Genomic DNA, 24,112 nt, shown 5'->3' with positions numbered 1-24,112 from the left:
TGCCCCTCGACTCAGGGAGGACCATGTCCGAGAACGACACCCCCGCACGTACTTCACACCGGGACATCCACTCGAAATCCGCACAGGCCGTGTCCCACTCCGCGTCCGCGGTCCGGCCGTACGAACTCCATGATGAGCCCAGCTGGCTGCGCTGCCGCGTGCTCGCCTTCCTAGACACCTGCTACTACGACGACGTCTGGCAGGAGCGCCCCGCGGATCCATCGATCCAGCTCGTCGCCGCCGTGCCCGCGAACAACGGGGAGGGTGGAGACGAGATCGTCGGCATCCTCGACGTCGAGGTCGACGGTGAACTCGCCACCATCGACACCATCGCCGTGCACCCCGACCACCGCCGGGAGGGCATCGCCGACGCGCTGCTGGAAGTGGGACTCCGGCGACTTCCCACGAACGTCTCACTGCTGGATGCCTGGACCCGGGAGGACGAGCCCGCACACGCCTGGTACCGGGCGAACGGCTTCTCGGAATCGGATCATTACCTGCATGTCTACAAGGGGTGGCGCGAATCGGCCGACGGGTGGACGGCCCCACCTCCGCTGGGATGCCCGGTGATGGCGTTCTGCCACGCGGACCTGGCCGACGAGGCGGAGGCTCGCGCCCGCTTCGCACGCGTCTACGTGTGCCGGCGATTCAGCAGGCCCGTCGTGCCCGCCGCACCTACCCTGCAGGGGTGAGCGAGCAGGGGACACGGGAGGCGTATGCCGCGCGCGCCGAGGAGTACGCGCAGGTGCTCGGGTCGGTCGAGCAGATGGCGGGTACGGACCGTCGTCACATCGAGGACTGGGCACAGCGGGCAGGCGCGGCTGGCACGGCCGACGAGGCGGGCATCGTCGATGACGGCGGGGGCGGACTGGTCCTCGACCTGGGCTGCGGGCCCGGCCACTGGACCGCGCACCTGGCCGCGCAGGGACATCACGTGCTCGGCATCGACCCGGTGCCGGCGTTCGTCGATCACGCGCGCACTGTGCACCCCGGCGTCGAGTACCGGCTGGGTGACGTGCTCGCCCCGGGTGTCGAGGACGACTCGTGCGCGGGAGTTCTCGCCTGGTACTGCCTGATCCATCTCCCGCCCGAGCGGATGCAGGAGGCCCTTGCGTCCATCGGGCGGGTGCTGCGCCCCGGCGGTGCCCTGCTGCTCGGCTTCTTCGACGGGCCTCGGATCGAACCTTTCGACCACGCGATCACGACCGCGCACTTCTGGCCCGTGGCCGAGCTCGAGAGGCTTCTGAAGGACGTCGGATTCGCGGTGTCCGCGGTCGAGCAGCGCACCGATCCCGGCGCGAGGCCGCACGGGTCGATCGAGGCGCGGTGGACGCCGACGGCGGATTCGGGTGACCGCGCTCGGGTCAAGACTCAGGACTCGGAGGGGTGAGAGGCTGATGCGCACACTGGCCCCTGCCCTGCACGTCCTCGGTCTCGTTGCATCGGCCGGTGCACTGCTGGTGATGCTCTTGCCGACATGGTGGATCTCTTGGGTGAGTGAGGATCCATCCAGGATCACTTTCTCCCAGGAGCGCTGGGTCAGCCCCTCCGTGTTCGGCTACGGCAATGTTCTGGCGCCGCTGGCCGTCCTCGCGACGGCCGTCGCGCTCATCTCCGCATCGTTCGTCGTGGTCCGCGATGCGTGGGACCTTCTTGCACGCAGTGACAGCAGTGAGTCCGAAAGGTCGACTCAGGAGGGACCATCGGGGGATGAGAAGGCCTCGGTCGTCTGCGCGATCACATCCGTGCTTGCGCTCCTCGCCGCGATCTCTGGGGGCGTGGTGTTCGGCGGCCTCGTGGGTGTCGCGGTCTTCGCCCCGATCGCCTCCTCCGTGGCTGCGGCGAGTGCCCTCGGCGCCGTGCGCATCGTTCGTCGGTGCTCCGGCCACTCGGTATGACGACCACCCCAGCACAGCGCCTCAAGTGCGTTGCGTCCCCAGCACCGCCAGCAGCTCGAGCTTGCTCGCGTCCTCCGTGTGCGGGGGAGCGGTGAGCACCAGCAGGACCTGGGTCTCGTCCTCCGTGAACAGCGCCTGGCAGTCCACCTCGATCTCGCCGACCTCCGGGTGGATCACGACCTTGTGGTCCTCGAAGCGCCGCGCCACGATCTGGGCGTCCCAGAGCTGGGCGAACTCCTCGCTGCGGGCATGCAGGAGCCGCGCCAGCTCACCCGCCCGCGAGCGCGGGCCCATCGCGCCGTAGGCGGCGCGGAGGGTCGCGACCTGCGCGCGGCTCTGCCGGGCGTGATCGGACGGCGGGTACATGCCCCGGCAGGTCTCGGGATGGGCGAACCACTGGAAGATCGCGCTGCGCTCCCATCCCTCCAGCAGGGAGGCGTCGCCGAAGAGTGCGCGCGCTGGCTCGTTCTGGACGAGCGGCTCGGCGAGGTTCGAGATGATCATCGCCGGCACGTCGGGGAGCCGGTCGAGCACCCTCAGCAGCCCCGGCGCGACATGGGAGTGCGCGATCGACCGGTCCGGGGCGCTGTGCCCGGCGACGCGGAACAGGTAGTCCCGCTCGTCGGCCGTGAGCCGCAGGGCGCGGGCGAGCGAGGCCAGCATCGCGGTCGACGGCTGGGGGCCGCGCCTCTGTTCGAGCCGGGTCACGTAGTCGACGGACATCGTCGCCAGCTGCGCCACCTCCTCCCGTCGGAGCCCCGGTGTGCGCCGGCGGGTGCCGGCGGGCAGGCCCACGTCGGCCGGCGAGATGGCCTCACGGCGGGCGACGAGGAAGCCCGCGAGCGCTTCCCGGTCCATCCCTGTCCGCGCCTCGCCGGTCCGCGCCTCGCCGGCGCGCGATTCGCCCGTGCGCTTTACGCGCGTGCGCGCTTCGTCTGCGACGGGTGCCTCGTCGGCCCCTGTGCTCGCTGGATCCATGCCCCGAGTATCCCGTCAGCGCGCTCGCGCAACCAGGGATCGCGGATCCCCCGATGCACCGGCCCTGGTGCGCGGCCCGGACGCGGCGAAGACTGCCCGCCATGGAACTCACCGGACACACGATCTTCATCCCCGGCGCGACCAGCGGCATCGGTCTCGCCCTCGCCCTGCGCCTCCAGGAGCGCGGCAGCACCGTCATCATCGGCGGCCGACGCACCGAGCGGCTCGCCGAGCTCGCCGCCCAGCACCCCGGTCTCGGCACCGTGGCCCTGGACGTGACCGACGCGCGGAGCATCGAGTCGGCCGCCCGCACCGTGCGCGCCGAGCACCCGGATCTCGACACCCTCATCGCGATGGCAGGGATCATGCGCGCGGAGGACTGGACGACGTCCGAGGGTCTGCTCGAGACCGCCGAGGCCACCGTCACCACCAACGTACTGGGACCAATCCGACTCATCTCCGCCTTCCTGGACCACTTCGTCTCCCGCGGGGACGCGACGATCATGACGGTCTCCTCCGGGCTCGCCTTCACCCCGCTCGCCGCGACCCCCACCTACAACGCGACCAAAGCCGCGATCCACATGCTCAGCGAGTCGATCCGCCTGCAGCTCGCGGGGACCGGCGTGCGCGTGCTGGAGCTCGAGCCGCCGGCCGTGCGCACCGACCTCATGCCCGGGCACGCCGAGAACGAGATGGCGATGCCGCTCGACGCCTTCGCCGACGAGGTCATGGAGATTTTCGCGGCAGGGGATGCGTCCTCCCTGCGCGAGATCCAGGTGGAGGCCGTGAAGGTGCTGCGCTATGCCGAGGTGCGCGGGGACTATCCGCAGGTGGTCGAGATGCTCAACGCCCGCGACCCCCACGGGAAGCCCTGAGCGCCCGAGCATCGGGTCCTCCGGCCATCCGGCCACCCGGCCGTCGGCCCGCCCTCACGTGCGTACCCTGGCGCGGTGACCACCACGCTCGCAGACCTCGACTGGCCGCTCCGCACGGAGCGCCTCACGCTGCGCCGCGCCCGCGCCGAGGACGCCGAGGCGATCTGGCCCTGGTACGGCAGGCCGGAGGTCCACGAATGGACCTACGGCCTGCCGGCCTCGCGCGCCGCGCACATCGAGACCTGGGAGCAGTCGCTCGCGGCCCGGATCGTCGGGGAGCTCGACGGCCGGGTCATCGCCGTGGGCGGCGTCATGGTCCAGGACGCCTGGTCCCAGCGTCAGGCGATCGCCGCCGCCCACCGCAGCCAGGGCGAGCTGTCCTGGGTCCTCGACCCGGGCGTGCACGGCCAGGGGCTCGGCACCGAGTACGCGGCGGCGCTCCTGCGCATCGCCATCGCCGGGCTGGGACTGCACCGCGTGGAGGCCAGCTGCTTCGCGGCGAACGCGCCCTCGGCCCGGATCATGGAGAAGATCGGCCTGCGCTGCGAGGGCATCTTCCGCGGGGAGTCGCTGCACGCGACCCGCGGGTGGATGGACGGCATGACCTGGGCGATCCTCGAGGAGGAGTGGCACGCGCAGCACCCCGGCGAGGCGCCCGCCGGGCAGGCGCCGTCGGCCGATTAGGCTTCCTCCATGAGCACCATCGTCCTGCCGGGCTCCTTCGACCCGTTCACCCTCGGCCATCTGGACCTCGCCCGCCGGGCCGCGATGCTGTGCAGCCGGCTGATCATCGCGATCTCCCACAACCCCAACAAGAAGGGGATGCTGAGCCTCGAGGCGCGCCAGCAGGCGATCGACGAGACCATCCGCGCCGAGGGGCTCGACCCCAAGGTCACGAGCGCCGTGCTGCCGCGCGGACTGCTGGTCGACTTCTGCCGCGAGCACGGCGCACGGGCCGTGGTGCGCGGCATGCGCGGCCAGATCGACCTCGCCTACGAGGAGCCGATGGCGCGCATGAACCAGCATCTCGCGCACGTCGACACCGTCTTCCTGCTCACCGACGCCCGGTACTCCCACATCTCCTCGAGTCTCGTGCGCGAGGTCTCCCAGCTGGGCGGCCCGATCGACGACATGCTCCCCGAGGCCTCCCGCCGCGCCCTCGAGGCCGCGCTCGCCGAGCGCGAGGAGCCCACGGGATCGTCCGAGGCCTGATGCCCCGGGTCGGACCCGTCACCCGACCCGCGCGCCCCGAGCCGCGTCGGCGCTCGCGCTCGTATCCTGGGGCCGTGAACATTCGAGCCAGCATCCCCGCGCCCGACGATCTCGACCTCCGCTTCGACGTCGTCGACCTCATCGGCCGCCCGGGATCACACCGGCACGTGGACCGCACCGTCCAGGTGGCCGACCAGAAGGTCGGCAACCTCGCCCTCACCGTCCCCGCGGGCGAGTCGATCAGCCTCGACGCCGAGCTCGAGTCCGTGGTCGAGGGCATCTTCGTCAGCGGCACCGTCGAGGCCCGCGTCACCGGCGAGTGCTCCCGCTGCCTGGACCCGCTCGAGCGCGAGGTCGACGCCCGCATCGACGAGCTCTTCAGCTACCCCGAGAAGATCAAGGCCGATGAGGAGGACGACGTCCCCGCCCTCAGCGGCGACGACGTGGACCTCGGCCCCCTCGTGCACGACGTCATCGCGCTCGAGGCCGAGGAGCGCCCTCTGTGCAAGCCCTCGTGCATGGGTCTGTGCGCCCAGTGCGGCGCGCGCCTCGAGGACGATCCCGAGCACCACCACGACGTGATCGACCCGCGCTGGGCTGCCCTGAGCGGCCTGCTCGGCGGGGAGGGGCAGTCGGCCGACGCGGGCGACTCCGAGCGCGCCGGGGCCGACGACGATCCTGACGACGGCGCGCCCGTCGACGAGGAGCGCTGATGGCCCGCTCACGGCGGTCCACCGAGGCGAGGGATCCCCAGGAGCTTCTCGCGACGCTGCCCCTGTTCCCCGACCAGGCGCGTCAGCTCACGGAGTCCGGGCTGCTCGATCTCGCGCTCACGCACCGCTCGTACTCCTACGAGCACGAGCAGATCCCGCACAACGAGCGCCTCGAGTTCCTGGGCGACGCCGTGCTGCAGCTCGCGACCACGGAGGAGCTCTACACCGTGCATCCGACGCTGCCCGAGGGTGACCTCGCCAAGCGCCGAGCGGCCACGGTCAACACGCGCGCCCTCGCGCTCATCGGCCGACGCATCGAGCTGGGCCAGTACGTCAAGCTCGGCCGCGGCGAGGACCTCTCGGGCGGCCGCGACAAGGCCTCGATCCTCGCCGACACCATGGAGGCGCTGATCGGCGCCGTGCACCTCTCCTGCGGACAGGACGTCTCCCGCAGGTACGTGCTCGAGCTGCTGCGACCGCTGCTCGAGAGCGACGAGATCCTCGAGGCCGGGTACGACTTCAAGACCCGCCTGCAGGAGATCGCCGCCGAGACCGGCACCGTCCCCGTCTACGAGATCACGGGCACCGGCCCCGAGCACGCGAAGACCTATACCGCGACCGCGACCATCGCCGGCATCGTCACCGCGAGCGGCGAGGGCGCCTCGAAGAAGGACGCCGAGCTCGCCGCCGCCCAGCACGCCGTGCGCAGCCTCCTCGAGGCCCGCGGCGAGTCCGTGCTCCCGCGCGGCTGACCCGGAGCCCGCCCATGCCGGAGCTGCCCGAGGTCGAGGTGGTCCGCCGCGGCCTCGCCCCGCATGTCGACGGCCGTGTGATCACCCGCGTCGACGTCCACGAGCCGCGATCCCTGCGCCGCCAGATCGGCGGGCCGGACGCGTTCGTGCACGCCGTCACCGGTGCCCGCGTCGCCCGGCTCGAGCGGCGCGGGAAGTTCCTGTGGTGGCGCCTGCAGGACGAGCGCGGCGACGAGCTCGGCGAGGCGCTCATGACGCACCTGGGCATGAGCGGCCAGATGCGCGTGCGCGGCGGAGCGGCAGACGTCGAGGCGGGTGCGACAGCGGGCGCGACGGCGGGCGCGGAGACGGCCAAGGGGGTCGACGCACCGTCGGAACCCGCCCCGCGCGGAGAGGGCCCGGCCAGCGATCCGCACAGGCATCGCCGCATCGTCCTGCATCTGGACGACGGCGCACAGGTCGACTTCGTGGACCAGCGCATCTTCGGCGGGCTGTGGACGAGTGCGCTCGAGCAGGACGCCGACGGGCTCCCCGCGACCCCGGACTCGATCGACGACCTGCTCCCGGCCGACGTGGTCGGCATCGGCCGCGACCTGCTCGACCCTGCCCAGGACCGCGAGGCCGTGATCGCGGTGATGCGCGCGCGGCGCGCCCCCATCAAGGCGCTGCTGCTGGACCAGTCCCTGGTCAGCGGGATCGGGAACATCTACGCCGACGAGGGGCTGTGGGCCGCCCGCACTCGCTTCGACGCCCCCGGGGAGACGCTCACCCGGGGCCGTGCCAGGCGCGTCCTGGACGGCGCCGAGGCCGTCATGCGCCGGGCGCTCGACGTGGGCGGGACCAGCTTCGACGACCTCTACGTGAACGTCGACGGCCGGTCCGGGTACTTCGCGCGCTCCCTCGCCGCCTACGGCAGGGCGGGGGAGCCGTGCCCGCGCTGCGCCACGATCATCCGCCGCTCGGTGCTCCAGCAGCGCTCGTGCTTCTTCTGCCCGAACTGCCAGCGCAGGGCCTGACGTCTGACGTCTGATTTCTGACGCCTGACGAGGCCCACGGCGCGGCCGGCGATCCCGACCCCCGTCAGCCCAGCAGCGATCCGATCGAGGCGATGAAGCCGCCGAGCAGGAAGGCGGTGATGCCGATCAGCAGCGGCCGGTTGTCCATCGCGCCGTCCTCGCCGAGCGCATGGTGCGTGAAGGCGTGCCCCTTGCCCCGGCGCAGCAGCGCACGGTTGACGGGCCAGGCGGCGAAGAACGCGATCGTCAGCGAGATCGCCATCGAGACCCAGAAGAGCGGGTCGAGCAGCGTCGCCCCCATGGCACCGGGGATCACCAGCATGACCAGGTTGTCCACGACCTCCATGGTCGCGATCGACAGGGTGTCCGCCACGAGCACCAGGCGCAGCGCGTCGCCCAGGGCGATCCCCCCGCGGACCAGCGGCAGCGCCGAGAGCGAGTACCCGAAGACGAAGGCGAGGAGGATCGAGAGGACGGTGGTGGGAAGGTTCGTCCACCCCGCGGCGGTGCCGACCAGCAGCCCGATGATCTCGCCGATGGAGCACCCCGTGAGACAGTGCAGGGTCGCGCCGACGGCCATCCCGGACATGTCGTGAGGATGAGCATGGGCTCCGTCGTGCGGGTCCGTCGCGCCCGTGGCGTGCTCATGGTGCGCGTGCTCATCGGGCACGTGGTCCATCGCGGTCCTCCTCGTTCTCGCTCCGCGCCGGCCGGGGCTCGGGGCCGGGCCGGCGGAACCCGACGATCGTACGACCTGGGAGGACCCGCGTTCCGGGAGCCCGGGTGCGCGCGGGCACCGTGGTGCATCGGCCCGTTGTTCTCCTCGCGCCCCCAGGAAGCCGATGACCTGCTGGGGTAGCGTGGCGAGCGTCGGATCCCACCACCAGCACCGACCACTCGCGGAGGACTCTGCCATGGACGACGCCCCGATCGGCGTGATGCTCGTCGACGACTTCGAGGTGGTTCGACGAGGAATCGCGACGGTGGTCGCCGCCGATGCACGTCTGCGGGTCGTGGGGGAGTCCGCGAGCGTCGCCGAGACCGCGCGCCGTCTGCCCGCGATCCGGCCGGACGTGCTCGTGGTGGACCTCCAGCTGCCCGACGGCACCGGCATCGACGTCATGCGCGCGGCACGGGCCGTCGACCCCGACATGCGGATGCTGGTGCTCACGAGCTTCGACGACGACCCGGCCGTCCACGAGTCTCGGGCCGCGGGCGCCGCGGGGCTGGTGCTGAAGTCGGCGCGGGCCGCGGACATCGTCGGCGCGATCCTCGCGGTGCACCGCGGCGAGTCGATCTGGCCCGAGGACCGCGTCGCGGACGGACCCGAGCTCTCCGCCTCCGATCAGCGCATCGTCGAGCTCATCGGCGACGGACACTCGAACCGCGAGATCGCCGAGGAGGTGGGGATCGCGGAGAAGACGGTGAAGAACCGCGTCACCGTGATCCTGCAGGCCCTGGGTCTGCAGCGGCGCACCCAGGTCGCGGCGATGGTGGCGGCGCGTCGCAGGGCCGGCTGGAAGCCCTGAGCGGAGAGTCCCCGACTCGGGGACTCCGGCCGGGCCGGGGCCCGCGTCATGCGGGCGGGAGCGTCACGCGCCAGTTGATCATCGTGCCCGGCTCGAGCGAGATCGCATCGACCCAGCCCTGATGACGGCGCGCCCGGCTCGACATGTTCGCCAGGCCGCTGCGTCGGCTCACCGTCGGGTCGATGCCGCGGCCGTTGTCGGAGACCGCCACCTGCACGACGCGGTCCACGCCCTCGCTGAACAGCGTGACGGAGACGGCCACGGCGCTCGCATGGGCGTGCCGCGCGGCGTTGGCGAGTGCCTCGCGGACCACCGCGACGACGTCCTCGGCGATCTCCTCGGGCACCTCGGCGTCCATCGCCGCGGCGTTCCGCGGCAGGCGCAGCGCGGGTGCGAAGCCGAGCCCGGCGGTCGCGAGACCCGTCTCGTGGCGCAGGCGCTCGCTGAGCGTCGCCTCGCTGCGCTCGCGGCGCAGCGACTGGACGATCTGACGGATCTGGGCGACCGCGTTCTCGACGCCCAGCAGGGAGGTCTCGACGCTGCGGCGGATCGTCGCGTTGGAGACGGCGCCCGCCGCCTCGTCGAGCGCGGAGGTCAGTCCCTCGAGCTCCATGCCCACGGCGAACAGCTCCTGGATCGCGAGGTCGTGGAGGTCCCGGGCGATGCGGCGGCGCTCATCGTCCAGGTCCTGCTCGGCGGTGCCGCGGCGGTCGTCGAGCGCGAGGGACACCAGCAGCGCGAGGGGTTCGAGGGCACGCTGCGCGGCCTGTCGTGAGGTCTCCCCGCCGAGGGCGAGCAGAGCGCCCGGGCCCTGATCGCCCGCCTCGACGATCTCCGCGCTCGCGCTCCACGTCCTGCCCTCGAGGACGAGCTCGGCGACGGCGCCCACGGCCTCCGGATCCCCGCTGACCAGCGCGGTGTGCAGCGCGGACCCCGCGGTGGGCGCGGCCCCCAGGAGGAGCGGGGCCTCGCGTCCCTCGGCGACCTCGACGCTCCACTCGCCCCGGCGCTGCGGGAGCACGAGCGCCGCACCGGCGGCACCGGTGCGGGGAGGCACCGCGCGGACCAGGAGGTCCAGGAGGTCCTCGACGTCCCCGCCCGCGCCGACGGCGGCCGCGAGCTCGTGCAGGCTCGCCTCCGCCGGTCGGGGAGAGGTGGGGGTCCGGCTGGTCATGGTGTGCTCCCGTGCTCGGCGGTGCGGGGCTCGGCGCGCTGCAGCTCGTGCCCGCCACCGGGCAGGATATGCAGGACAGTGGTGCCCTCGGGGATCGCCTCCACTCTGTGGGTCACGACGAGGGCGCTCGCGCCGACGGGAAGCAGGGAGCCGTCGGCAGGATCCAGGAGCCGGCGCAGCAGGTCGTCGCCGCGCGCCGCATCGAGATGCTCCGTGGGCTCGTCGAGCAGCGTGATCGGGGCGGCGCGCACCACGGCGCGGGCCAGCAGCAGCCGTCTCCGCTCGCCTCCGGAGATCGTGGTCCCGTCGGGCCCGAGCATCGTGTCCAGACCGCGGGGCAGCGAGTCCACCCAGTCCTCGAGGCCGACGGCGCGCAGCGCGTCGGCGCACTGCGTCGCGCTCACGTCGCCGCGGGCCACTCGCAGGTTCTCGTGCACCGTGGTGGCGAAGACGTGCGCGTCCTCGAGCAGTGCGATCGCCTGGGCGCGGACCGCGTCCTCGGGGAGGTCGCGCAGGTCGTCGCCGCCCAGGCGCACGCTGCCGGCGACGGGCTCCAGGAGACCCGCCAGGGTCTGCACGAGCGTGGTCTTGCCGGTGCCGGAGCCGCCGGTCACGGCGATCCTCTCCCCAGGGGCGAGGTCGAGATCGAGATCGTGCACACGCACCGCGTCCCGCCCGTATCCCGCGGACAGTCCGTGCGCGGACAGACGCGGTGTCGTGGGGCGGCCGGCGCTCCCGGCGCCGCCCGGCGCAGCGACGGCGGTCCCGTCGGCCGCCTCGGTCCCGCCGGTCGTGTCGGGCCCGGGCGTCGGCGAATCCGGGCCGACGGCGTCCTCGAGGCGGGCGGCGGCGGCGCGGGTGCGGGCCAGCTGGGAGGCCGCCGCGGGCAGCGCGGTGACGGCCTCGAAGCTGCTGAGGGGGAGCAGGACGAGCATGCCGATCGCCCCTGCCCCCGCGCCGCCGTGCAGCCAGGCGCCGCCCGCGGCGAGCACGGAGCCGAGCACGGCGAGGATCATCACCGCCGGGATCGACGCCGCGGCCAGGGCCGAGGGCAGGGCCGCACGGTCGATCGCGGCGTCGTGGTCGCTCTGCGCCCGCGCGAGCTCCTCCATGCGCTCGTCCAGTCGGCCCTGCACCCGCAGGGCGGTCGCATCGTCCAGGACCCCCAGTCCGCTCGCCGTGAGCTCGGAGCGGGTCTCGACGACGGCCGTCTCGGTGAGCCGCGCCGCCCGATGGGCCGCGAGGGGCGCGAGGACCCCGGCGAGCACGAGTGCGAGCAGCATGCACGCGGCCGCCGGCAGGCTGAGCGGAGCGATCGTCAGCACGACCACCACCGTCATCACGACGGCCACCAGTCCCGGCACGATCGCACGGATCACGAGGTCCCCGAGCTCCTGCGCGTCATCGCCCAGTCGGGCGAGCAGGTCGCCCCGGCGGACCCGGCTGAGGGTGTCCCCGCGGCGGCGGGCGAGGGCCGAGTACAGGTTGGTGCGCAGGGAGACCACGCCCCGCAGGGCGACGTCATGCGTGAGCATGCGGTCCAGCCAGCGGAAGACGCCGCGGGAGATCCCGAGCGCGCGCACCCCGACCACGGCGACCGTGAGATCCAGGACGTTCGGCATCGTCCAGGCGGTCGTCACCAGCCAGGCGGCGAGCGCCGCGAGGGCGAAGGAGGATGCGAGGGTCGCGATCGCCGCGAGGACGGCGGCGAGCAGCCGGGAGCGCGGGATCTCCAGGAGCTCCACCATCCGACGCAGGCTGGACCGCCCCGAGACGGCGTCGCTGCTGGTGCCGGCGTTCGAACCGCTGCCGCTGCTGCCGCTTCCGCTGCTGCTGTTGTTCTCGTTGCTGCTGAGGACCGCGCTCATCGGACTGCTCCTTCCGCGGCTTCGTCCGGGCCGACGTGCATCGGGCTCAGCTGCGTGACCTCGTCGGCCACGTCGAGAAGGCGCGAGCGGTGCGCGACGAGCACGACGGTGCGGCCCTCGGCCCGCAGCGTGCGCACGAGGTCGAGGACGAGATCCTCGGTGGCGCCGTCCAGGTGCGCTGTCGGCTCGTCGAGGACCACGAGCGGGGCCGGGGCGAGCAGTGCGCGGGCGAGCGCGAGACGCTGGCGCTCGCCCAGCGAGAGACCGCTCCCGCCCCGCCCGACGGGGGCGTCCCAGCCGCGCGCGGCGATCACGCGGTCCAGACCCGCGGCGCGCGCCGCGCGGTCCAGCCGGTTCTGGTCGGCGCTCCCGTGCGGCGCGGCCTCCGCGAGCACCTCCCGCAGGCTGCCGGTGGGGAGCACGGGCCGCTGGGGGAGCAGCATCGTCTGGGACCAGAGGGATTCCCGTCGCAGGTCCTGGATCGCGGTGGCGGTGCCGTCGGCGGCGACCACCCGGGCCGAGCCCTCGTCGGGCACGAGCAAGCCGAGCATGACCTGCACGGCGGTGGTCTTGCCGCTGCCGCTCGCGCCGGCGATCGCGTGCACCGTGCCGGGCCGGACGACCAGGTCCGCGTCGTGCGGGGCGAGGCCGTCGCGGGAGTGCACGCCGACGCCGTCCAGGCGCAGCGTCGCGGTGCGCAGGTCGGGGCACGCGGCGGTGCCGTCGGCCGGCGCGCTCTCGCCGAGCACGTCGAAGGCGGCGGAGACGGCGGCGACGCCGTCGGTCGAGGCATGGAACTGGGCTCCCACCTGGCGCAGCGGCAGGTACACCTCGGGGATCAGCACGAGCACCGCGAGCGCGGGGGCGAGCTCCATGTCCCCGTAGACCAGGCGCAGGCCGATCGCGACCGCGACAAGCGCGACGCACAGCGTGCCCAGCAGCTCGAGCACCATCGAGGAGAGGAAGGCGTAGCGCAGCGAGCCCATGGTCGAGCGGCGGTGGCGATCCCCCAGCGCGCGCACCATCTTCTCGGGCCCGCGCTCGCGGCCGAGCGCGCGCAGCGTGGGCAGCCCGTCGACGAGGTCGAGCATCTGCGACCAGAGCGTGCGGGTGTCGGCGAGGAGGGCCTCGGAGCGTCCCACGGTGAGCCTGCCGATGAGGATCATGAAGAGCGGGACGAGCGGCAGCGTGATGACGGCGATGCCGGCGCTCGTGGGGTCCAGCAGCAGGATGGTGAGCAGCGTGAGCGGGGTGACGGTGGCGGAGAGCAGGAGCTGTGGAACGTAGCCGACGAGGTAGGGGCGCAGCTTCTCCAGACCGGTCGTCGCCAGGGTGGTCAGGTCCGCGCCGCGTCCGGCGCCTGCTCGGGGGCCCAGTCTGGCCGCGTGGCCGATGAGACGGGAGCGGAGGTCCGCGATGGCCGCCGTGGCCGCCTGGTGCGCTGTGCGCTGCTCGACGAGGACGGCGAGGGCGCGGACGCCGAGCGCGACCACGAGCGCTGCGAGCAGGGCGGGGGAGTCCAGAGGGGAGCGGCGGTCCACGAGGAGGTCGGCGCCCAGACGGGCGAGGAGCAGGGCCGTCGCGATGACGGCCCCGGACTGCACCAGGCCCAGCGCCGTGGTCCGCACGACGTGCCGGCGGGCGGCCGCGACCTCGCGCAGCAGCCGGGGATCCAGCGGCGGACGGCGCTCGCCCGAGTGCCGTCCGGTGCCCGGGGTCGCCTGGTCCATGTCTGAGGGTCTCACTCCTGCTCGAATGCCTGCCGGTAGCCGCGGCGGGCGCGCGCCAGCAGGGAGTCGGGGGCGTCCGAGCCGTCACCGGTCACCGGATGGCGGAACACCCAGTACGCCCAGATCGTGTACGCGATCACGCACGGCAGCAGCACGCACGCGGCGATCAGCATCACCGTCAGGGTGTGCGGGGACGAGGAGGCGTTCGCGACGGTCAGCGAATGGGCCGCATCGTTCGCGGCGGGCATCACGAACGGGAAGAGTCCAGCGAACAGCTGCACGCCGGCCGCGGCGATCGCGATCGCGCTCGCGAGGAAGGCGAGGCGGTCGCGGCGCGCGCGGTTCCCCGCGATCACCGCGATGAGCGCGAGCGCGGCGACAGCGAGCGGGATCCAGGTGAGAGCGGTGTGGGAGACGGTCAGCTGCGCCCAGATCAGGTACACGGCGCCCAGCACGGTCGTGGGCCAGATCGTGCGGCCCGCGAGGGCGCGGGCGTCCGCGCGCAGAGAGTCGCCGGTGCGCAGCACCAGGTACAGCGAGCCGTGGGTCCAGAACAGCATCACGAACACGAGCCCGCCGAGCAGGGCGAACGGGGTGAGCAGTCCCAGCACGGAGGTGGTCACCCACGAGTTCTCGTCGATGGCGACGCCCGCGACGATGTTCGAGAACGCGACGCCCCACAGGAACGAGGGGAGCAGCGAGGTGATCGTGTGGACGACGTCCCAGCCGGTGCGCCAGCGACGGCCCTCGAGCTTGTCGCGCCACTTGAAGGCGCAGACCCGCAGGATCAGCGAGAGCAGGATGACCAGCAGCGGGATGTAGAACCCGGAGAACAGCGTCGCGTACCACTCGGGGAAGGCCGCGAACAGCGAGGCGCCGGCGGTGATCAGCCAGACCTGGTTGCCGTCCCAGATCGGGCCGATCGTCGAGAGCATCGTGCCGCGGCGCTCGCTGTCGCCGCGACCCAGGACGCCCAGGTTCATCTCCACGCCGAAGTCGAAGCCCTCGAGCACGAAGTAGACGGCGAACATGAATGCGATCAGGCAGAACCACGCGGTCTGCACAGCGGTGGGGTCGGTGAGGACGGGATCCATGGCTCCGTGTCTCCCTCAGTACTCGAAGGACAGGGTGGGGGTGTCCAGCTGCTGCGTCTCGGGATCGCGCCGGGGCAGGGGTATGCCCTTCAGCGCGGCCTTGCGCATGAGGTGGAACCAGATCACGGCGAGCACCGTGTAGAGCAGGGCGAAGGACGTGAGCGAGGTGATCACCATCCAGGCGGGATTGCCCGACACCCCCTGCATCGTCATCAGGAACACCGTGGGGTCGTCCGGATTGGGGACCACCACCCAGGGCTGCCGGCCCATCTCGGTGAAGACCCAGCCGGCGGCGTTCGCGAAGAACGGCATCGGGATCGACAGCACGGCGAACCACTTGAAGACCTGCGAGCCCGAGGTGCGCGCCTTCTCGCCCCGTCCGCGGGTGATCCACAGCGCCCAGAAGGCGAGGACCGCGCTGAACACGGCCAGGCCGATCATCAGGCGGAACGACCAGAAGGTGACGAACAGGTTGGGCCGGTAGTCGGCCGCGTGCTGCTCGCCGTGCACGTCGGTGACGGTGGTGCCATAGGTCTCGAGGTCCTTCGCCTGCAGCTCGTCGACGCCCTGCAGGGTCGCGTCGAAGGTGTGCGTGGCCAGGAACGAGGTCACGTAGGGGACCTGGATGACGTGCGTGACGTCGCCGCAGTCCTGATGGAACGCCTGCGGTCCGCCGACGGTGAGGATCGAGAACGACGCCCCGGTCTCCGTCTCGCAGAGCGCCTCCGCGGAGGCCATCTTCATCGGCTGCTGCTTGAACATGATCTGGCCCTGCTGGTCGCCCGTGACGAACAGGCCCAGGCCAGCGATGAACAGGGCGATCACGCCGAAGCGCACGGCAGGACGGAAGATCGTGCGCGCCTGCTGGTCGTGCGCACGACCCTCGTCGGTGGTCAGGCCCGCGGTGCGTGCGCGGTTGTGGTGGGTGACCATGTGCCACGAGGCGACGCCGGTGATGAAGGCGGCCGCGACCAGCAGCGCGCCGAAGATGATGTGCGGGAAGGCCACGAGGGTGGTGATGTTCGTGAGGATCGCCCACAGCCCGCCCTTGTCGGGATCGAGCTCGGCACGGCCCGTCTCGGGGTTGATCGAGGCTCCCACCGGGTGCTGCATGAAGGAGTTCGCGGCGACGATGAAGTAGGCCGAGGCCATGGTGCCGAAGGAGACGCACCAGATGGTCAGCAGGTGCACCTTCTCGGGCAGGCGGCCCCAGCCGAAGATCCACAGTCCCAGGAACACCGACTCCATGAAGAAGGCGACGAGTCCCTCGAGGGCCAGCGGGGCGCCGAACACGTCGCCCACGAACCGCGAGTACTCCGACCAGTTCATGCCGAACTGGAACTCCTGCAGGATGCCGGTGGCGATGCCGATGCCGAAGTTCACGATGAGCATCGACCCGAAGAACTTCGTCAGGCGCGTCCAGGCGTCCTTGGCGATCGAGCTGCGCGCGCGCATGGAGATCGTCTGCATGACGGCGACCAGGAAGGACAGGCCGATCGTGAGCGGGACGAAGAGGAAGTGGTAGACGGTCATCGAGCCGAACTGCCACCGAGCGATGTCGAGGGCTTCCATGGGACCTGTCCTCCGTGGGGCGAGGGGACGGCGCGGCACGCGAGTGCGCCGCGTTCACGATCAGCGTAGGACCCGGGGGAGCGGCCGCAGAGGGACGATGGTCCTGCCGCCAGCGGGAATCGCCCGCACCGTCATGCGCCTTCCCGAGCATGCCCGAGCCTGCCCGAGCGCCTCCGGACCTCTCACTCTGGCCCCGTCGCACGCGTCTCACGGGTGCCCACGTCCCCGGGAGGAGCGCTCGCCTGTGCCATACTGCCGGGAGCGCTCTTCCTCCGCGTACCCGGAGGGGGAACCTCCTCGGGGTCGACCAGCCATGCACCGATACCGCGCACAGCGCGATCGAGATGCTTCGAGCGGCCGACATCGCAGCGCTCCTGACCTGGAGCCGCGCGCCGGAGAGGGCGAACGACTTCCGTCCGCATGGACGATGACCAAAGGGCCCGGGGTGCGTCGGTCCCTCTATGAGGAGCAGCCCCATGGCTGAGGACATCAGCACCCCCGAGACGTCGGCATCGCAGGAGACGCCCAGCACCACGAGCGGAACGGGGAGGGCGAAGCGTCCGCGCCGCCGCGCCGGATCCCCGGTCGGCGCCCCGCAGCACCAGGAGACGGCGCCCGAGGCCGACGCTCCCCAGCGGCACACCACCGTCGCCGCCCAGCAGACGCCCCCGAGCGAGCCGGCCCCCGCAGCGGCCGAGAAGCCCGCGACCAGGCGTCGTCGTCGTGCCGCAGGCGCCCCCGCCGGCCCGCCCGTCGCGCCGGTCGCCCCCGCGGAGTCCGTCGAGACAGTCGCCGAGCCCGCCGCGACCGAGACGGTCGCCGAGCCGGCGCCCGAGACGGATCCTGCGGCGGATGCCGCGGACGAGACCGTCGCCGTCGAGACCGCGGAGACCACCCCCGAGGATTCCGAGGACGACGCCGAGACCGGGGCCGACGCCTCGGCCGAGGCGGACTCCGAGCGGCCCAGCGGTGTCGCCGCGGATCTGCAGGCCCTCGCCGAGAACCGCCCGCAGGAGCCGAAGCAGGCCGTGCGCGAGCAGACCCAGATCGATTTCGCCTCGCTGATCTTCCAGGCGCCCACGCCCGAGAAGCGCACCACGGTGCCCGAGCAGCGCGCCGGCCACGACGACGAGGACCACCAGTCCGGCAGCGCGGAGCTGTCCTTCGGCACTGCCTCCCGCGGCTCGCGGCGCCGCCGCGCCACCCGGCCCCAGAGCGAGGCCGTGCTCCCCGAGCAGGAGCAGGCGCCCGCCGACGGCGAGGACGCGCCGGAGGTCGAGGAGACCCAGGTCAGCGCGGACGAGCAGGCGCAGGAGGAGCAGGGCGGCCGCGGCCGCGGCTCCCGCGGGCGCCGCTCCTCCAGCCGTCGCCGCCGCGGATCCTCCCGGGGCGAGTCCTCCGAGGACGCGTCGGGCGAGGAGAACGGTCAGGACGCAGGCGAGGACCGCCGCACCCGGCGCGACGGCGCCCAGGACGACGTCGACGCGGATGCGAGCGGCGCGGACGAGGAGAACGACAGCAACGGCGAGGAGGAGGACGGCCAGTCCTCAGGCTCCTCCCGTCGACGTCGCCGCCGGGGCGGCCGCGGTCGCCGCGGTCGCGGTCGCGGCGAGGACTCCGCCGATCGCGAGGACGAGGACTCGCGCGACGACGATGAGCGCTCCGAGGACACCTCGAACGACGCCTCCGAGCGCGCGACGAAAGACGGCAAGAAGTCCTCGGCGGACGACTCCGAGGACCGCGACTCCCAGGACGGCGAGGACCAGGGCAAGGACGAGGACGGCTCCTCGGGCGGCTCGAGCTCGCGCCGCCGTCGTCGTCGCCGCCGCTCCGGCTCGTCCTCGAACTCGGAGAACGGCCCGTCGCCCGACGATCCGCCGAACACCGTCGTCAAGGTCCGCGAGGCTCGTGATGAGGTCAAGGCCGTCAAGGGCTCGACCCGCCTGGAGGCCAAGAAGCAGCGCCGCCGCGAGGGACGCGACCAGGGTCGCCGCCGCAACGTGATCACCGAGGCCGAGTTCCTCGCCCGCCGCGAGTCCGTCAAGCGCTCCATGGTGGTGCGCGAGCGCAAGGGCAGCACGCAGATCGCGGTGCTCGAGGACGACATCCTCGTCGAGCACTACGTGGCCCAGAAGTCGCACACCTCGATGGTCGGCAACGTGTACCTGGGCAAGGTCCAGAACGTGCTGCCGTCCATGGAGGCCGCCTTCGTCGACATCGGCAAGGGCCGCAACGCCGTGCTGTACGCGGGCGAGGTCAACTGGGACGCGGCCGGCCTGGAGGGCCAGCCCCGCCGCATCGAGCTCGCGCTCTCGAGCGGCGATCCGGTGCTGGTGCAGGTCACCAAGGACCCGATCGGCCACAAGGGCGCGCGGCTGACCAGCCAGATCTCCCTGCCCGGCCGCTACGTGGTGTTCGTGCCCGGCGGCTCGATGACCGGCATCTCCCGCAAGCTGCCCGACGCCGAGCGCTCGCGCCTGAAGAAGATCATGAAGCAGGTCATCCCCGAGGACGCGGGCGTCATCGTGCGCACGGCCTCCGAGGGCGCGAGCGAGGAGGAGCTCACCCGTGACGTCGAGCGCCTGCGCAAGCAGTGGGACCGGATCCAGAAGGCGCAGAAGTCGAAGTCCGCTCCCGCCTCCCTCTCGCAGGAGCCCGACCTCGCCATCAAGGTCGTCCGCGACGTCTTCAACGAGGACTTCACCTCGCTGATCGTCGAGGGCGAGGGCGTCTACTCGGACGTTCACGAGTACGTCTCCGACGTCGCCCCCGACCTGCTGGAGCGCGTGACCAAGCACGTCGGCGAGAAGGACGTCTTCGCCAAGCACCGCATCGACGAGCAGCTGCTGAAGGCCATGGACCGCAAGGTCTACCTGCCCTCGGGCGGCTCCCTGGTCATCGACCGCACCGAGGCGATGACCGTCATCGACGTGAACACGGGCAAGTTCACCGGCGCCGGCGGCTCCCTCGAGGAGACCGTCACCAAGAACAACATCGAGGCCGCCGAGGAGATCGTCCGCCAGCTGCGCCTGCGCGACATCGGCGGGATCATCGTCATCGACTTCATCGACATGGTGCTCGAGGCCAACCGCGACCTCGTGCTGCGCCGACTCGTGGAGTGCCTGGGCCGGGACCGCACCAAGCATCAGGTCGCCGAGGTCACCTCGCTGGGCCTCGTGCAGATGACCCGCAAGCGCGTGGGCGCTGGCCTGGTCGAGACCTTCTCGACGACCTGCGAGGCCTGCGCGGGCCGCGGCATGATCGTCGACCTCGACGGCGTGGACACCGGCCATCAGCACCACGGCGGCCAGGGCTCCCAGGACGACGACTCCTCGAAGGGCGGCCGCCGCCGCAAGGGCAAGTCCAAGGGCGGCAGCGGGAGCAGCGGCAACGGGAGCAACGGCGGCGGGAACGGGAGCAGCGGCAACGGCTCCGGCGGCGGGAACGGCGGCTCGGACCGCGGATCCCAGAGCGCCAAGGAGGCCGTCGAGGAGCTCACCGCCTCCACCGACGTGCACCGCCTCGAGTCCGACAGCGCCTCGCGCGCCCTCGCCCGCGCGACCATCGCCTCGATCGCCGCGGCCACGGGATCCAAGGAGCACCCCGAGGTCGTCGTCGACGGGGAGGCCGTGACGGTGGAGGCCGACGCCGCGCAGGCCGCAGGGGACACGCCGGAGCAGGCGACCGAGGTCACCCCCGATGCCGCGGACGGTTCCGGGAGCGCCGAGGAGCGCGACGACAGCGCCGCCGACGCGTGATGAGTTCCACAGGCTCTCAGCGGTGAAATCGCAGGTCGGACCGGTCATGAGCCTTGACCGGTCCGGCCGGGCCTCGTAGGCTGTCCCTCGGCGCAGAACGCGTCGATCGTCGTTCCCGGCCGCTCGGTCGGCGGAGCTGCGACCCTCGCGGGTCGCGCACCCGGCCCGGACGTCACCCGCCCAGCTCTCCGCCCCGGAGCGCCGGAGGCGGTGCGGCGGGAGACGACGACCCAGTACGAACCAAGATGGAGCAGTGACGTGGTGTACGCAATCGTCCGCGCAGGCGGTCGTCAGGAGAAGGTGTCGGTCGGCGACACCATCGTGATCAACCGCGTCGCCGGCGAGCCGGGCCAGAGCGTCGACTTCACGCCCGTGCTGCTCGTCGACGGCGACGCGGTGACCTCGGCCAAGGGCGACCTCGAGAAGGTCACCGTCTCGGCCGAGAAGGTCGAGGACCTCCGCGGTCCGAAGATCCGCATCCTCAAGTACAAGAACAAGACGGGCTACAAGAAGCGCCAGGGCCACCGCCAGGAGCTGACCCGTCTGAAGATCACGGGCATCGCCTGAGCGTCGCCCTTCCAGGCTGAACGAGAGAAGGTTCTTCCCATGGCACACAAGAAGGGCGCGAGCTCCTCGAAGAACGGTCGCGACTCCAACGCGCAGCGCCTCGGCGTCAAGCGCTTCGGCGGCCAGCAGGTCGGCGCGGGCGAGATCATCCTGCGCCAGCGCGGCACCCACATCCACCCCGGTGCGGGCGTGGGCCGCGGCAACGACGACACGCTGTTCGCGCTCACCGCGGGCACCGTGGAGTTCGGCCGCAAGCGCGACCGCAACGTCGTCAACGTGATCGCCGGCGTCTGAGACCTCGGTCCCGGCGCGGCGCGCACAGCGCGACGCAGCACATACCCTCGTGAAGGGGCGGAGCACCTGCTCCGCCCCTTCACGTTTTTCCCCGCAGCACCATCCCGCCGTCCGCAGGAGAGACCCATGGCCACCTTCGTCGATCGCGTCGTCCTGCATGTCACCGGCGGTGACGGCGGGCACGGCTCCGCCTCCATCCGCCGCGAGAAGTTCAAGCCGCTCGCCGGGCCCGACGGGGCCAACGGCGGCCGCGGCGGCGACGTGGTGCTCGAGGTCGACCCCTCGACGACGACGCTGCTGAGCTACCACCACAAGCCGCACCAGCGCGCGAGCTCGGGCGACTTCGGCAAGGGCGACATGCGCCACGGCTCCCGCGGCGAGGACCTGATCCTGCCCGTGCCCGACGGCACCGTGGTCGCCGACAAGGACGGGAACGTGCTCGTCGACATGGTCGGCACCGGCACCCGCTTCGTCGCCGCCCGCGGCGGACAGGGCGGCCTGGGCAACGCGGCGCTCGCCTCCCCGAAGCGCAAGGCGCCCGGCTTCGCCCTCCTCGGCGAGCCCGGCCAGGAGCGCAGCCTCGTCCTCGAGCTCAAGAGCGTCGCGGACGTCGCCCTCGTCGGCTACCCGAGCGCCGGCAAGAGCTCGCTGATCGCCGCGATGAGCGCGGCCCGGCCCAAGATCGCCGACTACCCGTTCACGACCCTGGTGCCGAACCTCGGCGTCGTCGAGGCGGGGGAGCACCGCTTCACCGTGGCCGACGTGCCCGGGCTGATCCCGGGCGCGAGCAGCGGCAAGGGCCTGGGGCTGGACTTCCTGCGCCACATCGAGCGCTGCCACGTGATCGTCCACGTGCTCGACGCCGCCGCGCTCGAGTCCGACCGCGACCCCGTGAAGGACCTCGAGACCATCGAGGGCGAGCTCGCCGCCTACGCGGGCCGGCTCGACGAGGAGACCGAGGACCGCACGCCGCTCATGGAGCGTCCCACCGTGGTGGTCCTGAACAAGACCGACGTGCCCGACGGCGCCGACATGGCCGACCTCGTGCGCGACCGCCTCGCCGAGCGGGGAGTGCCCGTGTTCGAGGTCAGCGCCGTCTCCCGCCGGGGCCTGCGCGAGCTCGGCTTCGCCCTCGCCGAGCTCGTCGAGCAGGCCCGCGCCCGGCTGCCCGAGCCGGAGGCCGCACCCATCGTCCTCACCCCGCGGTCGTTCGGTGCCAAGGAGTTCGAGGTCGTCACCGAGCAGTACGACGGCGACAAGGCGTACCGGGTCGTCGGCGACAAGCCCGAGCGCTGGGTGCGCCAGACCGACTTCTCCAACGACGAGGCCGTCGGCTACCTCGCGGACCGCCTCGCCACCCTCGGCGTCGAGGAGCAGCTCTACCGCGCCGGGGCCGTTCCCGGCAGCACCGTGGTCATCGGTCCTGGACAGGATGCCGTGGTCTTCGACTGGGAGCCCACAATGGTGGGAGGCGCCGAGCTGCTCGGCCGCCGCGGCACCGACCGTCGACTCGAGGACCACCACCGCCCCACGCGCGATGAGAAGCGCGAGGAGCAGCGCGCCCGCACCGAGGCCCGCATGGGACGCCTGGCAGCGATGGAGGAGGAGCGCCGCGCCGGGCACTGGGCCGATCCCGCGATCGACGACCAGGAGGACTGACCATGGCCACCGTGACCGACGAACCGCACCAGCCGGCGCGACTGCAGGCGCGCACCGACATCCCCGGACCCCGTCGGGCGGTGGTGAAGATCGGCTCCTCGAGCCTCACCCGCGACGACGGCCACCTCGACGAGACCGGGCTGCGGATCATCGCCGACCGGATCGCCGCGCTGCTCGAGGACGGCTGGGACGTCGTCATCATCTCCTCGGGCGCGATCGCCGCGTCGCTGCGCCCCCTGGGCCTCGACGCACGGCCGACCGACGTGCCCTCCCAGCAGGCCGCCGCGAGCGTCGGCCAGGCGCTGCTGGCCACGGCCTGGTCCGCGGCCTTCGGCGCGCACGGCCGGATCACCGGGCAGGTGCTGCTCACCGAGGCCGACGTCATCCGGCGCGAGACCTACGGCAGCGTCCGCACCGCCCTCGAGGCGATGCTGGGCCTGGGCATCATCCCGATCATCAACGAGAACGACACCACCGCCACCCACGAGATCCGCTTCGGGGACAACGACCGCCTCGCCGCGCTCGTCTCCCAGCTGCTGGGCGCCGACCTGCTGGTGCTTCTCACCGACGTCGACGGGCTCTACACGAAGAACCCGGCCGAGCCGGACGCCGAGCGCCTCAGCGTGGTCGAGGACTTCGCGGCGCTCACCGACGTGAAGGTCGGCTCGGTGGGCTCCTCCGTCGGGACCGGCGGCATGGTCACCAAGCTCGACGCCGCCCACCACGCCGCGAGCACGGGCACCGCGACGCTGCTCACCGCCGCCGAGAACTTCGGGCGCGGCGTCTCGGGTGAGGACGTGGGCACCTTCTTCCCGGCCCAGCAGGGCCGCCGCCGCTCCCGCCTGGTGTGGCTGCGGTACGCGACGCGCGGCGCGGGGACCCTCGTGGTCGACAAGGGCGCGGCCGACGCCCTGCGCTCCCGCCGCCGCTCCCTGCTCGCCGTGGGCATCGCCGAGGTCGACGGCGCGTTCCCCGCGGGCGTCCCGGTGGACATCGCGGCGCCCGACGGCGACGTGATCGCCCGCGGACTCGTCACCTACTCGAGCGAGGACCTGCGCGCGATGGCGGGGCTCACCACCAAGGAGCTGCGCGACCGCATGGGCGACCGCTACGGCCGCTCCGTGGTGCACCGCGACGACATGGTGCTGATCACCTCTCCCGTCGCGGACGCGACCGGCTCCGCCGAGTGAGCCGGAGCCGACGGACGTCGGCCCCACCGCTGTGCGATCGGCGGCCAGCGGACGTCGGTTCCTTCGAGGCGCGTCGGCTCCTCCGGGGCGTTCAGTGCTGCGTAACGGTCGTTATGAGCGCTCATAACGACGATTACGCAGCACTCTCGGACGCCAGGACGTGCGCAGCACTCTCGGTGGCCAGGCCGCGCGCAGCGCTCTCGGGGGTCGGGAAAAATGCGGCATCCTGGGCC

General features: G+C 72.4%; 22 protein-coding genes. 15 read left to right on the top strand and 7 right to left on the bottom strand.

The window, feature by feature from the left end:
• The first annotated feature begins 23 nt into the window (after positions 1-23).
• Genes I8D64_RS02305 through I8D64_RS02295 form a run of 3 tightly spaced genes read left to right on the top strand, consistent with a single transcriptional unit; the run spans position 24 to position 1,898 of the window.
• Positions 24-692: a GNAT family N-acetyltransferase gene (locus I8D64_RS02305; RefSeq protein ID WP_200500872.1), complete on the top strand. Its 669-nt coding sequence runs from the start codon at positions 24-26 to the stop codon at positions 690-692.
• Positions 689-1,390, top strand: coding sequence for a methyltransferase domain-containing protein (locus I8D64_RS02300; RefSeq protein ID WP_200501287.1), 702 nt, complete (start codon positions 689-691; stop codon positions 1,388-1,390). Before I8D64_RS02305 ends, I8D64_RS02300 begins: the two co-directional genes overlap by 4 nt.
• A 7-nt stretch (positions 1,391-1,397) precedes the next feature.
• Positions 1,398-1,898, top strand: coding sequence for a hypothetical protein (locus tag I8D64_RS02295; RefSeq protein ID WP_200500871.1), 501 nt, complete (start codon positions 1,398-1,400; stop codon positions 1,896-1,898).
• 21 nt (positions 1,899-1,919) lie between these two features.
• Here I8D64_RS02295 and I8D64_RS02290 read toward each other — a convergent pair whose 3' ends face one another.
• Positions 1,920-2,756: a helix-turn-helix transcriptional regulator gene (locus tag I8D64_RS02290; protein WP_200501249.1), complete on the bottom strand. Its 837-nt coding sequence runs from the start codon at positions 2,754-2,756 to the stop codon at positions 1,920-1,922.
• Between the two features lie 221 nt (positions 2,757-2,977).
• On the opposite strand from I8D64_RS02290, the gene I8D64_RS02285 reads away from it, so the two are divergent.
• The 6 genes from I8D64_RS02285 (at position 2,978) to mutM (ending at position 7,444) form a co-directional block, all read left to right on the top strand.
• Positions 2,978-3,751: an SDR family oxidoreductase gene (locus I8D64_RS02285; protein WP_200500870.1), complete on the top strand. Its 774-nt coding sequence runs from the start codon at positions 2,978-2,980 to the stop codon at positions 3,749-3,751.
• Positions 3,752-3,826: 75 nt separating this feature from the next.
• The gene (locus tag I8D64_RS02280; RefSeq protein WP_200500869.1) at positions 3,827-4,435 is read left to right on the top strand and encodes a GNAT family N-acetyltransferase; all 609 of its coding nucleotides are present in this window, start codon (positions 3,827-3,829) and stop codon (positions 4,433-4,435) included.
• A 9-nt stretch (positions 4,436-4,444) separates the two neighbouring features.
• Entirely contained in the window at positions 4,445-4,963 is a 519-nt protein-coding gene (coaD, locus tag I8D64_RS02275; RefSeq protein WP_200500868.1) for a pantetheine-phosphate adenylyltransferase, read from the top strand.
• Between the two features lie 74 nt (positions 4,964-5,037).
• Positions 5,038-5,676 carry a YceD family protein gene (locus I8D64_RS02270; RefSeq protein WP_343068394.1) on the top strand — a complete coding sequence of 213 codons (639 nt, stop codon included), beginning with the start codon at positions 5,038-5,040 and terminating at the stop codon, positions 5,674-5,676.
• On the top strand, positions 5,676-6,428 hold the full coding sequence (gene rnc / locus I8D64_RS02265) for a ribonuclease III (RefSeq protein ID WP_200500866.1): 753 nt from the start codon (positions 5,676-5,678) through the stop codon (positions 6,426-6,428). Before I8D64_RS02270 ends, rnc begins: the two co-directional genes overlap by 1 nt.
• A 14-nt stretch (positions 6,429-6,442) precedes the next feature.
• Positions 6,443-7,444 (top strand): bifunctional DNA-formamidopyrimidine glycosylase/DNA-(apurinic or apyrimidinic site) lyase, encoded by a 1,002-nt coding sequence (gene mutM, locus I8D64_RS02260; protein WP_200500865.1) that lies wholly within the window; start codon positions 6,443-6,445, stop codon positions 7,442-7,444.
• A 64-nt stretch (positions 7,445-7,508) separates the two neighbouring features.
• Here the strand turns inward: mutM and I8D64_RS02255 are convergent, their stop codons facing one another.
• Positions 7,509-8,123 (bottom strand): DUF4396 domain-containing protein, encoded by a 615-nt coding sequence (locus tag I8D64_RS02255; protein WP_246482636.1) that lies wholly within the window; start codon positions 8,121-8,123, stop codon positions 7,509-7,511.
• A gap of 235 nt (positions 8,124-8,358) precedes the next feature.
• On the opposite strand from I8D64_RS02255, the gene I8D64_RS02250 reads away from it, so the two are divergent.
• Entirely contained in the window at positions 8,359-8,973 is a 615-nt protein-coding gene (locus I8D64_RS02250) for a response regulator transcription factor (protein WP_228358316.1), read from the top strand.
• A gap of 46 nt (positions 8,974-9,019) precedes the next feature.
• Here the strand turns inward: I8D64_RS02250 and I8D64_RS02245 are convergent, their stop codons facing one another.
• From I8D64_RS02245 to I8D64_RS02225, 5 genes are read right to left on the bottom strand one after another with little or no spacing between them, the layout of a single operon-like run.
• On the bottom strand, positions 9,020-10,147 hold the full coding sequence (locus tag I8D64_RS02245; RefSeq protein ID WP_200500864.1) for a sensor histidine kinase: 1,128 nt from the start codon (positions 10,145-10,147) through the stop codon (positions 9,020-9,022).
• Positions 10,144-12,015 carry a thiol reductant ABC exporter subunit CydC gene (gene cydC, locus I8D64_RS02240; protein WP_246482635.1) on the bottom strand — a complete coding sequence of 624 codons (1,872 nt, stop codon included), beginning with the start codon at positions 12,013-12,015 and terminating at the stop codon, positions 10,144-10,146. Before cydC ends, I8D64_RS02245 begins: the two co-directional genes overlap by 4 nt.
• Positions 12,012-13,745, bottom strand: coding sequence for a thiol reductant ABC exporter subunit CydD (cydD, locus tag I8D64_RS02235; protein WP_200500863.1), 1,734 nt, complete (start codon positions 13,743-13,745; stop codon positions 12,012-12,014). The genes cydC and cydD overlap by 4 nt, the downstream gene beginning before the upstream one ends.
• 11 nt (positions 13,746-13,756) lie before the next feature.
• Entirely contained in the window at positions 13,757-14,839 is a 1,083-nt protein-coding gene (gene cydB / locus I8D64_RS02230) for a cytochrome d ubiquinol oxidase subunit II (RefSeq protein WP_200500862.1), read from the bottom strand.
• Positions 14,840-14,854: 15 nt separating this feature from the next.
• Positions 14,855-16,411 carry a cytochrome ubiquinol oxidase subunit I gene (locus I8D64_RS02225; protein WP_200500861.1) on the bottom strand — a complete coding sequence of 519 codons (1,557 nt, stop codon included), beginning with the start codon at positions 16,409-16,411 and terminating at the stop codon, positions 14,855-14,857.
• A 476-nt stretch (positions 16,412-16,887) separates the two neighbouring features.
• Between I8D64_RS02225 and I8D64_RS02220 the strand changes: the two genes are divergently transcribed.
• The 5 genes from I8D64_RS02220 to proB all read left to right on the top strand — a co-directional run bounded on the left by I8D64_RS02220 (position 16,888) and on the right by proB (position 23,879).
• Positions 16,888-20,169: an Rne/Rng family ribonuclease gene (locus tag I8D64_RS02220; protein ID WP_200500860.1), complete on the top strand. Its 3,282-nt coding sequence runs from the start codon at positions 16,888-16,890 to the stop codon at positions 20,167-20,169.
• Positions 20,170-20,427: 258 nt separating this feature from the next.
• On the top strand, positions 20,428-20,736 hold the full coding sequence (gene rplU, locus I8D64_RS02215) for a 50S ribosomal protein L21 (protein ID WP_200500859.1): 309 nt from the start codon (positions 20,428-20,430) through the stop codon (positions 20,734-20,736).
• 39 nt (positions 20,737-20,775) lie between these two features.
• Positions 20,776-21,030, top strand: coding sequence for a 50S ribosomal protein L27 (gene rpmA, locus I8D64_RS02210; protein WP_200500858.1), 255 nt, complete (start codon positions 20,776-20,778; stop codon positions 21,028-21,030).
• A 126-nt stretch (positions 21,031-21,156) separates the two neighbouring features.
• Positions 21,157-22,689 carry a GTPase ObgE gene (obgE, locus tag I8D64_RS02205; protein ID WP_200500857.1) on the top strand — a complete coding sequence of 511 codons (1,533 nt, stop codon included), beginning with the start codon at positions 21,157-21,159 and terminating at the stop codon, positions 22,687-22,689.
• A 2-nt stretch (positions 22,690-22,691) separates the two neighbouring features.
• Positions 22,692-23,879 (top strand): glutamate 5-kinase, encoded by a 1,188-nt coding sequence (proB, locus tag I8D64_RS02200; RefSeq protein ID WP_200500856.1) that lies wholly within the window; start codon positions 22,692-22,694, stop codon positions 23,877-23,879.
• Positions 23,880-24,112 lie beyond the last annotated feature (233 nt).

Origin of the sequence: Brachybacterium halotolerans, from assembly GCF_016623465.1 — a bacterium.
In the GTDB taxonomy this organism is placed as follows: domain Bacteria; phylum Actinomycetota; class Actinomycetes; order Actinomycetales; family Dermabacteraceae; genus Brachybacterium; species Brachybacterium halotolerans.
This window is presented reverse-complemented; position numbering and strand designations above follow the sequence as displayed.

Coding starts and splice junctions, on each gene's coding strand:
- I8D64_RS02220 (WP_200500860.1), top strand. CDS start 16,888: ATGGCTGAGGACATCAGCACCCCCGAGACGTCGGCATCGCAGGAGACG.
- cydC (WP_246482635.1), bottom strand. CDS start 12,015: ATGAGCGCGGTCCTCAGCAGCAACGAGAACAACAGCAGCAGCGGAAGC.
- coaD (WP_200500868.1), top strand. CDS start 4,445: ATGAGCACCATCGTCCTGCCGGGCTCCTTCGACCCGTTCACCCTCGGC.
- I8D64_RS02285 (WP_200500870.1), top strand. CDS start 2,978: ATGGAACTCACCGGACACACGATCTTCATCCCCGGCGCGACCAGCGGC.
- I8D64_RS02250 (WP_228358316.1), top strand. CDS start 8,359: ATGGACGACGCCCCGATCGGCGTGATGCTCGTCGACGACTTCGAGGTG.
- proB (WP_200500856.1), top strand. CDS start 22,692: ATGGCCACCGTGACCGACGAACCGCACCAGCCGGCGCGACTGCAGGCG.
- rpmA (WP_200500858.1), top strand. CDS start 20,776: ATGGCACACAAGAAGGGCGCGAGCTCCTCGAAGAACGGTCGCGACTCC.
- I8D64_RS02295 (WP_200500871.1), top strand. CDS start 1,398: ATGCGCACACTGGCCCCTGCCCTGCACGTCCTCGGTCTCGTTGCATCG.
- obgE (WP_200500857.1), top strand. CDS start 21,157: ATGGCCACCTTCGTCGATCGCGTCGTCCTGCATGTCACCGGCGGTGAC.
- rnc (WP_200500866.1), top strand. CDS start 5,676: ATGGCCCGCTCACGGCGGTCCACCGAGGCGAGGGATCCCCAGGAGCTT.
- cydB (WP_200500862.1), bottom strand. CDS start 14,839: ATGGATCCCGTCCTCACCGACCCCACCGCTGTGCAGACCGCGTGGTTC.
- I8D64_RS02305 (WP_200500872.1), top strand. CDS start 24: ATGTCCGAGAACGACACCCCCGCACGTACTTCACACCGGGACATCCAC.
- I8D64_RS02245 (WP_200500864.1), bottom strand. CDS start 10,147: ATGACCAGCCGGACCCCCACCTCTCCCCGACCGGCGGAGGCGAGCCTG.
- I8D64_RS02255 (WP_246482636.1), bottom strand. CDS start 8,123: ATGGACCACGTGCCCGATGAGCACGCGCACCATGAGCACGCCACGGGC.
- I8D64_RS02290 (WP_200501249.1), bottom strand. CDS start 2,756: ATGGACCGGGAAGCGCTCGCGGGCTTCCTCGTCGCCCGCCGTGAGGCC.
- mutM (WP_200500865.1), top strand. CDS start 6,443: ATGCCGGAGCTGCCCGAGGTCGAGGTGGTCCGCCGCGGCCTCGCCCCG.
- I8D64_RS02225 (WP_200500861.1), bottom strand. CDS start 16,411: ATGGAAGCCCTCGACATCGCTCGGTGGCAGTTCGGCTCGATGACCGTC.
- cydD (WP_200500863.1), bottom strand. CDS start 13,745: ATGGACCAGGCGACCCCGGGCACCGGACGGCACTCGGGCGAGCGCCGT.